Genomic DNA, 11,587 nt, shown 5'->3' on the forward strand with positions numbered 1-11,587 from the left:
AATACGTCAGCCAAATTTCGGATCGAGGCTTCCGGACTTGTAGCGCTTGGCCATTTCCGACAGCGGCAGCGGCTTGATCTTCGGTGCGTTGCCGGCGGTGCCGAACTGCTCGAAGCGCTCCTTGCACAGCTTCCGCATCGCGGCCATTGCCGGCGTCAGATATTTGCGCGGATCGAATTCGCTCGGGTTCTCGGTCAGCACCTTGCGGATTGCGCCGGTCAGCGCCATGCGGTTGTCGGTATCGATATTGATCTTGCGCACCCCGTGCTTGATGCCGCGCTGGATCTCTTCGACCGGCACGCCCCATGTCGGCTTCATCTGGCCGCCATATTTGTTGATGATCTCCTGCAACTCCTCTGGCACCGAGGACGAGCCGTGCATGACGAGATGCATGCTCGGCAGACGGCGGTGGATTTCCTCGATGACGTTCATGGCCAGCACAGCGCCGTCCGGCTTGCGGCTGAACTTGTAGGCGCCGTGGCTGGTGCCCATGGCGACGGCCAGCGCATCGACACGGGTGTCGCGCACGAATTGTTCGGCCTGCACCGGGTCGGTCAGCAGCTGGTCGTGGCTGATGACGCCCTCGACGCCATGGCCGTCTTCCTGCTCGCCGCCGCCCATCTCAAGCGATCCAAGGACGCCGATCTCGCCTTCCACCGAGACGCCGCCCCAATGCGCCATGTCGACGACGCGGCGGGTGATGCCGGAATTATAGGCGTAGTCGGCCGGCGTCTTGCCGTCTTCCCTCAGCGATCCGTCCATCATCACGGAGGTGAAGCCGTGCTGGATCGCGGTGACGCAGGTCGCTTCGTTGTTGCCATGGTCGAGATGCATGCAGACCGGGATATCGGGATGGATTTCGACCAGCGCGTCGATCAGCTTGGCCAGCACCACATCGTTGGCGTAGGCTCGCGCGCCGCGGCTCGCCTGCAGGATAACCGGCGATTTGGTCTCCTCGGCTGCCTCCATGATGGCGAGGCCCTGTTCCATATTGTTCATGTTGAAGGCAGGCACGCCGTAGCCGTATTCGGCGGCATGATCGAGCAATTGTCTCAGTGTGATGCGAGCCACTCAGTAGTCTCCCGTATCCGGTTTCGAGCCAGTGTTTGCGGGCCGTTCGGTTGTCGTCGAGCCCCTGATGCTTCTGGCCGGATTTCCGCGGCACCGCAACCGCTGGGCGCTCGGCCGGCAGCAATTCTTGTTACAGGACGCGAGCAGAAGCGTCATGATATCCCATGGAGATATAACATTATCACAAAAAATTTGGTGGCTTGTGCGACGTTTGCTGTTATATCTCGGAACCGGATTGCACGAGGAAGCCGCGGAAATGAAGAGCGACGGCCGTCGGCAAGGCATCATGGATTTTCTGATGGACATCGGCACCGCCAGTGTCGACGATCTTGCCTCACGCTTCGGCGTGTCAAAGATGACTGTCCACCGCGACCTCGACGAGCTCGAGGAAAGCGGCTTCCTGCGCAAGGTGCGCGGCGGCGCCTCGATCCAGCCGAGCAGCCTTTTCGAGAGCGATTTCCGCTACCGCCAGCGGCTGGCCGGCGACGAAAAGAAGCGCATCGCCGCCGCTGCCGTGACGATGATCGAACCGGGTCAGACGGTGATCATCGACGACGGCTCAACCGCGGGCGGCGTTGCTCGGCATCTTGCCGATCTGCGTCCGCTGACGGTGATCTCGAACAATCTGGCTGTCATCCAGGATTTGGCGGGCGTTGCCGGCATCAACCTGATTGCGCTCGGCGGCCAATACAACAAGAAGTTTCACGGCTTCTTCGGCCTGCTCGCCGAGGACACGCTGAAATCATTGCGCGCCGATGTCGCGTTCCTGTCGTCATCGGCCATCCATGGTGCCTCTGCCTTTCACCAGGATCAGGAAGTGGTCCAGACCAAACGGCTGATGATGGCCGCAGCAGCGCGCAAATATCTGCTGGTCGATCATGGGAAATTCGGCCGCACTGCCTTGCACTTCCTGACAGATCTCAAGGCCTTTGACACGGTCTTCACCGGCCGCGAGCCGCAGCCGCAGATGCGCGCCGCGCTGGATGGTGCCGGCGTTTCGCTGACAGTGATCGCAGAATAGGAGGGCACGCATGGTTTATTGGGTCGGCACCAGCTGGAAAATGAACAAGACGCTCGCCGAGGCGATGGCTTTCGCCGAGGCGCTGGCGGAGTTCGTCCCCGGTTTCGACGAGCGCATCCAGCCTTTCGTCATCCCGCCCTTCACGGCGATCCGCGAGGTCAAGAAAGCGCTGTCGCCGACGCGCATCAAGGTCGGCGCGCAGAACATGCATTGGACCGACGCCGGCGCCTGGACCGGCGAGATCTCGCCGGTCATGCTGAAAGACTGCGGGCTCGACATGGTCGAGCTCGGCCACAGCGAACGGCGCGAGCATTTCGGCGAGACCGACAAGGCTGTCGGGCTGAAGACTGCGGCGGCGGTGAAGCACGGTCTCGTGCCACTCATCTGCGTCGGCGAGACCTTGGCTCAACGCGACAGCGGGCAGGCCGCTGCGGTGCTGGCCTTGCAGGTGCACGGCGCGCTGCAGTTTCTCGAAGGCGCGGCGAAGGCGGCGACGATCCTGTTTGCCTATGAGCCCGTCTGGGCGATCGGCGACAAGGGCGTGCCGGCCAGTTCGGACTATGCCGACAGGCAGCAGGCGCTAATCAAGAAAATCGCACGCGACCTGCTGCCGATGGTGCCGCCGGTGCTTTATGGCGGCAGCGTCAATCCGCAAAATGCCGCCGAACTGGTCGGCCAGCCCAACATCGACGGCTTGTTCATCGGCCGCTCGGCCTGGCAGGCGGACGGCTATGTCGACATCCTCAAGCGCGCCTCGGCGGCGATCTGAATCATCAAACAGGAAGGAAACGGAACATGAAAATTGCCATTGGAGCTGATAGCGCCGGCAAGCCGCTGCTCGACGTCATTGCCGCTCACCTCGCTACCAAGCCCGGCCTCACGGTTAGCGACCTCAGCCAGTCGGGCTACTATGCCGACCTGTCACAGAAGCTCGCGCAGACCATCCTGGACGGCGAAAACGATCGCGGCATCCTGTTTTGCGGCACCGGCATCGGCGTATCCATATCCGCCAACAAGGTGCCCGGCATTCGCGCCGCACTCACCCACGACACCTATTCGGCAGAGCGCGCCGCGAAATCCAACAACGCCCAGATCATCACCATGGGCGCGCGCGTCATCGGCCCGGAACTGGCCAAGTCGATCGTCGACGCCTGGCTCGCATCGGAATTCGATGAGAAGGGACCATCGGCCGGCAATGTCCAGGCCATCGAAAGGCTCGACGCGGCGAAGCGGGGCTAAGCCAGACTGTTCCGCATCGCCCTGATGATCGTCACGGCCGACGCGGCGCCGGGGTCCATATGCCCGAGCGAGCGCTCGCCGAGCCGCGATGAGCGGCCCTTGGCGGCGATCATGCCCTTGGTCGTCTCGGCGCCTTGTTCGGCTGCGGCGAGTGCGGCTTCCAGGCTCTCGCACAGGCTCTTGCCGGCTTGCTGCGCGGCACCCGCTGCTTGCGCCGCCGGCAGCCAGGCGTCGACCATGGTCTTTTCGCCGAGCTCGGCCTTGCCGCGATCCTGGATGCCTTGCGCCATCGCCCGGAGCATGGCGATGATGTCAGCGTCCTCCAGAATTGCCTTGCCTTTGACGGCGGCGGCACCGCGCATGAAGGCGGTCGCATAGAGCGGGCCTGACGAGGCGCCGACCGCGTTGAGGAAGGATTTCGCCGCAGTGTTGAGCAGCGCCGTCGGCTCGGTCGCCGCGAGGTCGAGTTGCGCTAGTGCATCGCGCGCAGCAGTGAAGCCTAGTGCCATGGCGATGCCATGGTCGGCGTCGCCGATGACGCCGTCGAGTTGGCAGAGCCGGTCCTTGTCGGCATCGATCGCCGCCGCGATCTCATCGAACATTCTTTTCAAGCCGACTGAATCGATCGAGGTCATGATGCTTTCTCAGCCGGCGCGGAACATGGCGCAGTCGCAAGGATGGTCGAGCATCGCCTGCAACTCGCCGTCGAGATGCATCAGCGTCACCGAGGCGCCGGCCATTTCGAGAGAGGTGCAGTAATTGCCGACCCAGGTCGCGTGGACGGAAACGCCGATGTCGTCGAGCCTCTGCTTGACCCGCCGATTCATGATGTAGAGTTCCATCAGCGGCGTCGAGCCGAGCGAATCGACCAGCACCGCGACCTTGTCGCCGCGCGCCGGCGCCATCTCGTCGAGGATATTGTCCAGCATCTCGTCGGTGATCTCGTCGGCGGTTTTCAATTTTCCGCGCGCGATGCCTGGCTCGCCATGGATGCCCATGCCGATCTCCATCTCGTCCGGCCCGATCTCGAAATTGGGCCGGCGGGTCTGCGGCAACGAGCAGGGCGACAGCGCCACGCCCATGGTGAAGGTGTGATCGTTGGCCTTCCTGGCGATGCGCTCGCACTCGTCGAAAGAGAGCATTCGGTCGCAGGCGGCACCGGCGGCCTTGAAGATGAAGAAATTGCCGGCGACGCCGCGTCGCTTCTGCCTCTGGTCGCGTGGCGCCGAGGCGACATCGTCGGTGGTCAGCACGGTACGCACCTCGATGTCGTCCATTGCCGCCATTTCGGCGGCCATGTCGAAATTCATCACGTCGCCGGCATAATTGCCGTACATGAACAGCACGCCGGCGCCGCCGCTGGCCGCCTTGGCGCATTCGAGGATCGGGTCCGGCGGCGGCGAGGCGAAGACATTGCCGATCGCGGCCGCGTCGACCAGCCCCTTGCCGACGAAGCCGAGGAATGTCGGCTCGTGGCCGGAGCCACCGCCGATGACGAGGCCGACCTTGCCCTGGCGAGGCCCGTCGCGGGCGATGATCGAGCGCGGACTTCCCTCCGCGCTTTTGAGATGGCGCGGATGCGCAGCCAGGATGCCCTCCAGCATCTCGTCGACGGAGCGATTGCCGTCATTGATGATCTTCTTGGTCTGCACCGGCATCCTCCTGCTTCGTGAGATACTACAGCGCCTTACCGGGATTTCCACCCGGCGGTGGAGGTTTCACGCCGCGATGTGTTCGCGTGCTGCCAGCAGTTGCATGCAGGCACTGGCCGCCTCTTTGCCCTTGACCTTGAAATGCTCGAAGAAGAAGCGGTGATGGTCCGCGCTGTCATGGTAGTTGTGCGGCGTCAGCACCGCCGAAAGCACCGGCACGCCAGTCGACAATTGCACATTCATCATGCCGTCGATGACCGCGCTTGCAACAAACTCGTGCCGGTAGATGCCGCCATTGACGACGAACGCGGCGCCGAGGATAGCGGCATAGCGGCCGGTCACGGCAAGCGTCTTTGCATGCAGGGGAATCTCATAAGCGCCAGGCACATCGAAGACATCGACGGCAAAGCGTTTCTCTCCGAGAACCGCCAGTTCCGCCTCGAATGCTTCAACGCATTGGTCGACGATATCGGCATGCCAACGCGCGCGAATGACGGCAACGCGGATCGTTTCATAGTCGTTGTGGGAATGCTGATTCATGGGTCCATCCTTCCGTTTCGAACCAGAATCAGGACGCACGATACGGAGTCCGAACCGCGAAAGCGGACCGTCTTCCATTTCGTTCTCTTCCATCCGGACTGTGACCGTCGGCTCCGGAATCACACCGGATCTGCTGACCCCTCCGGCTAACCGGAAAGCGCTCGCGGGCTTGGGCCGAGACCCTTACCGCCGGTGGGGACTTTCACCCCGCCCTGAGAACATTGACGGCGTTTGTATGGAAGGGCCGGAAAGCGCTGTCAACCACCGGCGTCGTCGTCGATGGCGCAGAAATAGCGATTCGTTTCGACCTGGTCACCGTTGAGGGCGAGGGAGGAGAGCGTCAAATGGCGATCACCGGTAAGGCAGGCAGCACCTTGTCCAAGGTGATGGGAAATTCACGCACTCGCACGCCGGCCGCGTTGTAAACGGCGTTGGCGACAGCAGCCCCCGCACCGCACACGCCGAGCTCGCCGAGACCCTTTGCGCCAAGCGGGTTGGCCTTGTCGTCGTCTTCCTCGAGGAAGGCGACCTCCATATCGGGGACATCGCCATTGACCGGCACATGATACTCGGCAAGATCGTGATTGACGAAGTGGCCGTAGCGCGGGTCGAGCACCGTCTGCTCCATCAGCGCTGCACCGATCCCCCAGGTCATGCCGCCGATGATTTGCGAGCGCGCGGTCTTGGCGTTGAGGATACGGCCCGCGCCGATCACAGCCAGCATCCGGCGCATCCGGATTTCACCGGTATCGCAATCGACAGCGACCTCTGCGAAATGCGCGCCATAGGAATGCTGCGAATAGGTCTTGTATGACTGGGTGGTGGCGCCCGCGGCTACGGAGCCTTCGGCTTCGAGCCCGTCGGGAGAGATCCCTCGGATAAGATCGGCCAGGCTCGCCGATCGCTGGCCGACCCTGACCTCGCCGTCGGCAAAGCTTGCCTCGGTGGCGTTCGCGCCGCGCAACGGCGAGGCTTCGTTCGACTGCGCCGCCTCCAGGATCCGTTCCTTGAGGACGTTGCACGCATTATACAAGGCCGAACCCGCACTTGCTGCGCCCCAGGACCCGCCGGAGCCGGCGGTACGCGGGAAGCGGCTGTCGCCGAGCTCCACCTTGACGGACGAGATCGGCAGGCCGAGGCTCTCGGCGGCAATCTGGGTCAGGATCGTATAGGTGCCGGTCCCAATATCGGTCATGTCGAGCCGCGCCGTCACCCGACAGTCCCGGTCGATCGCAACCCGCGCCGTCGCCGCGCCGATATAGTTCGGACGGATCGCCGCCGCCATGCCGTGGCCGATAAGCTTGCGGCCCTCCCGAGTTCGGCCCGGTGTCGGGTTTCTCCGCTCCCAGCCGAAACGGCGGGCGCCTTCCTCCATGCAGGCGACGAGATTGCGGGTGGAGAACGGCACGCCGCGCTCGGGATCCTGTGCCGGTTCGTTGCGGATCCTGAGTTCGATCGGGTCCAGACCGGCGCGCTCGGCGAGCTCATCCATGGCGCATTCGAAAGCCAGCATGCCGGGCGCTTCGCCGGGCGAGCGCATCCATTCGCCGCGGTTGATGTCCAGCGGAACCAGGCGATGGCGGGTGAGACGGTTCGGCGCGGCGTAGAGCGAGCGCGCAAAAACTGCCGTTTGTTCGCAGTACTCCTCGAAGCTGGACGTTGCGGACCAGACATCGTGCGCGATCCCGGTGAGCCGCCCGTCAGTGTCCGCGCCGAGACGTACCTGTTGGACCATCTCTGCGCGATGACCGGCATTGGCGAACATCTGTTGTCGCGTCAGCGCGATCTTCACGGGGCGCTGCAGCACCTGCGCTGCAAGTGCGGCCAGGATCGTGTCGGCATGGGCAATCAGCTTGGAACCGAAGCCTCCGCCGATGAAGGGGCTGACGATGCGCACTCGCTCGAGCGGGATGCGAAGCGTGCTGGCGACCCCGGCCCGGAAGTTCGCGAGGGTCTGCGCCGATGTACGGATCGTCAGCTCGTTGCCTGACCAGGCAGCAAGCGTCGCATGCGGCTCCATCGGATTGTGATGTTCGAAGGGGGTCCCGTAGGTGGAATCGATCTTGATCGGCGCCGTCGCAAAGGCGCGCTCGAAGTCGCCGACCACGCTGTCGGTCTCGAAGCCGGCATTGGTCCGCTTTGGCGCGTAGGCGTCGGCGATATGTCCCGGTAGATCGTAGAGGCCCGGCTCCTCGTCATAGCGTACTCTGATGAGGCCCGCAGCAGCGCGTGCCGCCTCGAACGTCTCCGCAACGACCAGCGCGACCGGCTCGTCGTAATACCGTACTCGATCGCTGTTGAGCGCGGGCCGGGGGCGCGTGAAGACCTCCGGCACCGTTGGCGTGACCGTTGGGCCGAAATCCGGCTGGGCCGGCGCATTGCGGTGCGTGATGACGAGCAGCACTGCCGGCGCCCGTTCGGCTTCGGTCGTGTCGATCTCGGCGATGCGGCCCTTGGCGACGGAGGCGCCGAGAATGTAGCCATAGGCTGTACCATCCAGCTCATTCTCGTAAGCGTATGTGGCGCCGCCCGTCACTTTGAGCGGACCGTCGATGCGGTCGATCGGCCTCCCGATGATGCCAGCATCGGGACGAGGTTTCATCCTTGAATGGGTGGCGGAGCCGGGCAGTCCGGGTATGGTCTCGTTCATAAGTCACCTAAAGATTTTTCATCTGGAGTTCGGAAGCATCGAGGCCGCGACGACGCCGCTTCCTCGCACCTTTATGTTCGTCGCGCGGCGGCCGGAGCTCACGCGGCGATCTCGCCGAAATACTCGCGAAATTCGACCAGCCTCCCTGTCGGGCCGGCCCGGATGAGGATCGCATGCAGGCCAGTGTAGGGCGCGCCACCGATTGTCCCGCTCCCGCGGTCGCAGACGATGACCCAGTCGGCGGCGAAGAGCTTGAGATCGACGGTCAATTTCGTGATCCTGTTTCCCTGCGCCTGATGCGCGGCGGTCCAGGCTGCGAGTGCCCGCTTGCCTTCCGGTGGTCCGTGTCGGCCTCGTTGCTCGCCGACAGGGAATTGGAAGGTCATCGTCTCATCGCAACAATCAAGGAATGCCGTCCAGTCGCCAGAGGCCCAGCCGGCAAAGAAGGCGTCGACGGCGGCCTCGAGCCCGTGACGAGCTCCCGGGTCGGATGTGGCGCCCCAAGCTGCTGCGGCAGAAACAAAAAGGCCGCCACCCGCGGCGGCAACGGCGCGTCGCGTGAGTTTCATATCGATCTCCTGCTCGTCGCCTGCATCTGGGAACCGCTGTTCGGGGTCGTCGTCTCTGTCATCGTGTCACCTCACGCACTCTCGACGGCAGCAGCGAGCGTGTGCCGCATCGTCCGTTTCGCCAGCGGGATCTTGAAATCATTGGCGCCATGCCCGACAGCTCCGGCGAGCGCGGCTTCGGCCGCGTCGATAAAGGCACCGTCGGACGCCGACGCTCCTGCGAGCGTGCGCTCCGCCTCCGTCGCGCGCCAGGGCTTGGCTGCCACGCCGCCCATGGCGATCCGAGCACTTCGAATACGGTCGCCGCCTTTCTCGACGATTGCTGCCACGGACACCAGCGCGAAGGCGTAGGAAGCACGGTCGCGCACCTTGCGGTAAAGCTGCCGGCCGGGTGGCGGCGGCGGCAGGACAACCGCGACGACCATTTCGCCGTGGCCGAGCACGGTCTCCACCTGGGGCATCGTCTCGGGCAATCGATGGACATCGCCGATCGGGGTCGTACGGGTCTCGCCGCCGGGCGAGACGGTCTCGATCCTGGCGTCGAGCCCGGACATGGCGACCGCCATGTCAGAAGGATGGACCGCGATGCAGGCTTCGCTCGCGCCGAGTACGGCGTGCATGCGGTTGAAGCCCTGAAGTGCCGCGCAGCCCGAACCCGGCTGGCGCTTGTTGCAGGGCATGTTGCGGTCGTAGAAATAGGGGCAGCGCGTGCGCTGCAGGAGATTGCCGCTGGTCGAGGCCTTGTTGCGTATCTGGCCGGACGCTCCCGCCAGCAGCGCTTGCGTGAGCATCGGGTAGCGCGACCTTACCCGCGGGTCGGCGGCGAGATTGCTATTGCGGACCTGGGCGCCGACCCGAAGCCCGCCTTCCGCCGTCTCCTCGATCCGATCAAGCGGCAGCCGGCTGATGTCGACGAGATGCGCTGGGCGCTCGATCTCGAGCTTCATCAGGTCGAGCAGGTTGGTACCGCCGCTGATGAACTTGGCGTCCGGCAGGGCCGCAACCGCGGCCGCCGCCTGCTCAGCACTCGTCGCACGTTCATAAGTGAAGGACTGCATTGCTCATGCCTCCTCTGCCGCGTCGCGGATTGCAGCGACAATGTTCGGATAGGCGGCGCAACGGCAGATGTTGCCGCTCATCCGCTCGCGGATCTCGGCATCGGTGAGAGCGACGGAAGCCGCTGCCACGTCGGCGCTCGCATGGCTTGGCCAGCCGGCCCGCGCCTCGCCCAGCATGCCAACCGCCGAGCAGATCTGGCCTGGCGTACAGTAGCCGCACTGGAAACCGTCGCGGGCGACGAAGGCGGCCTGGACCGGATGCAGCCGGTCACCCTCGGCAAGGCCCTCGACCGTGGTGATCTCGTCGCCTTGATGCATTGCGGCAAGCGTCAGGCAGGAATTGATCCGGCGCCCATCGACGAGCACCGTGCATGCGCCGCACTGGCCGTGGTCGCAGCCCTTCTTCGAGCCGGTGAGGCCGAGATGGTTGCGCAGGGCGTCGAGCAGCGTCGTCCGCGGGTCGAGCTCGATGGCAAGATCCTTCGCGTTGATCCGTAACGACATCGTCATCGTCGGTAGTGGTGAGGACGACGCAGCCGCCGTGACGGTCTCGGCCGGCTCGGCGTCAACCGGTAGTCCGGTAGCCAGGAGCACCCCGGTCGCGACACCGCCTTCCAATACCATTCGACGCGTCGGTCCGCTCCTGTTGTCCGTTTTGGCCATGCATGATCTCCCAGTCGCAATGAAGCGCAGACGGCAACTTGACCCGAGCGAACCCTCGGGTTCTGTCACCCAACGACACTGGAGGTGGGAGTGCGGGCGGCGGCTTTCTTTCAAGAAACCGGCGGCACTATCAGGATTCTGGAGAAGAATTCACCCGATAGGCACGAGGCGTCATGCCCCTCAGACGTCGGAAGGTCGTGGTGAAGTGGCTCTGGCTTGAGAAGCCGAGCCGAAAGGCAATGACACCGATCGACAAACCCGTTTCGCGCAGCAGCGCCTCCGCTCGCCGCACCCGTTCCTCGATCACATAGGCGTAGGGTGCAAGGCCGGTCGTCGCCTTGAAGCGACGCGCAAAACTGTCGACGGCCATGCCCGCGGCGGCTGCCAGCTCGCTTAGCGAAATGTCGGAATTCATATGCGCATCGATGTAATCCCGAACGCGACCAAGTGCCCGGCGGCTGAGACAGCCGTGACGTACAAACCGCGGTTGCTCCCGGCTCAGGTTGGCCACGCGGAGACTGACGAGGGCGACCAGATGCTCGACATAGGCAGTGTCTGGCTTGTGGCCGAGTGCCATCTCGTCACGAAGCGAACTCAAGAGCGTGGCGACGACCGCGTCTTTCTTGTTTACCAGTATAGGCAGGTTCCTCAGGCGTTCGCATCCGGGAAGCCCGATATCGGGATCGATCCACAGGGCTGAATAGGAGAGGTTTACATCGCGATAGAAGCCCTGTCGTTCCGCGCCTGCCGGGACGAAGGTGAGGGCTCCGGGACGGTCCATTCCGTCGTAAAGGGATCGTGCCTCGTGCCGGATGGATGTATGGGACGTGCCGCCTTCTTCGGTCAGCACGATCAGATGATGAGGGGCTGTCCAGCGGAGCTCCGCCTCCCGGCACGCCCACCGCCGGTTGTCGAAGACGATCGAGGAGCTGACCCATGACGCGGTTTGCAGGGGCTCCGACTTCTCGTCCTGGCTCCGAACCCGTCCGTCACCAAGCAACGGTCTGAATGACATCGCGGTATCCCGCTGGTTCACTCGCCGAGCCGTGGGCAACCCCGGCTTCGAGCGTTGGGCGCCGCCCCGCCGCTACGCATACGGCCGTCCATGTGGGACAGGCAACGGG

The 11,587-nt window shown here is 64.1% G+C and carries 12 protein-coding genes and 1 riboswitch; of the genes, 3 read left to right on the forward strand and 9 right to left on the reverse strand.

The annotated features are described in order from the left end of the window. Nucleotides 1–6 precede the first annotated feature (6 nt). Entirely contained in the window at nucleotides 7–1,071 is a 1,065-nt protein-coding gene (gene fba, locus NKI58_RS17995) for a class II fructose-bisphosphate aldolase (protein ID WP_023676018.1), read from the reverse strand. A gap of 256 nt (nucleotides 1,072–1,327) precedes the next feature. Here fba and NKI58_RS18000 point away from each other — a divergent pair, with 256 nt between their 5' ends. The 3 genes from NKI58_RS18000 to derI are packed head-to-tail and all read left to right on the forward strand — an operon-like array spanning nucleotide 1,328 to nucleotide 3,331. Next, complete coding sequence (locus NKI58_RS18000; protein ID WP_023676017.1) at nucleotides 1,328–2,092, forward strand: DeoR/GlpR family DNA-binding transcription regulator; 765 nt, start codon at nucleotides 1,328–1,330, stop codon at nucleotides 2,090–2,092. A 10-nt stretch (nucleotides 2,093–2,102) separates the two neighbouring features. Then, a complete protein-coding gene (locus tag NKI58_RS18005; protein ID WP_023676016.1) occupies nucleotides 2,103–2,861 on the forward strand; it encodes a triose-phosphate isomerase in 759 nt (252 codons plus the stop codon). A 26-nt stretch (nucleotides 2,862–2,887) separates the two neighbouring features. Beyond that, nucleotides 2,888–3,331, forward strand: a complete 444-nt coding sequence (gene derI, locus NKI58_RS18010; RefSeq protein ID WP_352704653.1) for a D-erythrulose-4-phosphate isomerase — start codon at nucleotides 2,888–2,890, stop codon at nucleotides 3,329–3,331. Here the strand turns inward: derI and dhaL are convergent. From dhaL to NKI58_RS18050, 8 genes are all read right to left on the reverse strand, one after another. After that, on the reverse strand, nucleotides 3,328–3,966 hold the full coding sequence (gene dhaL / locus NKI58_RS18015) for a dihydroxyacetone kinase subunit DhaL (RefSeq protein ID WP_352704655.1): 639 nt from the start codon (nucleotides 3,964–3,966) through the stop codon (nucleotides 3,328–3,330). The two genes, derI and dhaL, sit on opposite strands and share 4 nt — an antisense overlap. Before the next feature lie 9 nt (nucleotides 3,967–3,975). Then, on the reverse strand, nucleotides 3,976–4,983 hold the full coding sequence (locus NKI58_RS18020; RefSeq protein ID WP_352704657.1) for a dihydroxyacetone kinase subunit DhaK: 1,008 nt from the start codon (nucleotides 4,981–4,983) through the stop codon (nucleotides 3,976–3,978). 66 nt (nucleotides 4,984–5,049) lie between these two features. Beyond that, entirely contained in the window at nucleotides 5,050–5,523 is a 474-nt protein-coding gene (locus NKI58_RS18025) for a 6,7-dimethyl-8-ribityllumazine synthase (RefSeq protein WP_352621099.1), read from the reverse strand. Between the two features lie 77 nt (nucleotides 5,524–5,600). Continuing rightward, a riboswitch (FMN riboswitch) is annotated at nucleotides 5,601–5,747 on the reverse strand. Between the two features lie 116 nt (nucleotides 5,748–5,863). Then, on the reverse strand, nucleotides 5,864–8,125 hold the full coding sequence (locus NKI58_RS18030) for a xanthine dehydrogenase family protein molybdopterin-binding subunit (RefSeq protein ID WP_352621256.1): 2,262 nt from the start codon (nucleotides 8,123–8,125) through the stop codon (nucleotides 5,864–5,866). A 146-nt stretch (nucleotides 8,126–8,271) separates the two neighbouring features. After that, on the reverse strand, nucleotides 8,272–8,742 hold the full coding sequence (locus tag NKI58_RS18035) for a nuclear transport factor 2 family protein (RefSeq protein WP_352786818.1): 471 nt from the start codon (nucleotides 8,740–8,742) through the stop codon (nucleotides 8,272–8,274). Between the two features lie 71 nt (nucleotides 8,743–8,813). Next, nucleotides 8,814–9,800, reverse strand: a complete 987-nt coding sequence (locus NKI58_RS18040) for an FAD binding domain-containing protein (protein ID WP_352786819.1) — start codon at nucleotides 9,798–9,800, stop codon at nucleotides 8,814–8,816. Nucleotides 9,801–9,803: 3 nt separating this feature from the next. After that, nucleotides 9,804–10,463, reverse strand: a complete 660-nt coding sequence (locus NKI58_RS18045; RefSeq protein ID WP_023676008.1) for a 2Fe-2S iron-sulfur cluster-binding protein — start codon at nucleotides 10,461–10,463, stop codon at nucleotides 9,804–9,806. A gap of 130 nt (nucleotides 10,464–10,593) precedes the next feature. Beyond that, the gene (locus NKI58_RS18050; protein WP_031211585.1) at nucleotides 10,594–11,478 is read right to left on the reverse strand and encodes a helix-turn-helix domain-containing protein; all 885 of its coding nucleotides are present in this window, start codon (nucleotides 11,476–11,478) and stop codon (nucleotides 10,594–10,596) included. Nucleotides 11,479–11,587: the final 109 nt, after the last annotated feature.

The organism is Mesorhizobium sp. M0522 (assembly GCF_040321085.1).
GTDB lineage: Bacteria > Pseudomonadota > Alphaproteobacteria > Rhizobiales > Rhizobiaceae > Mesorhizobium.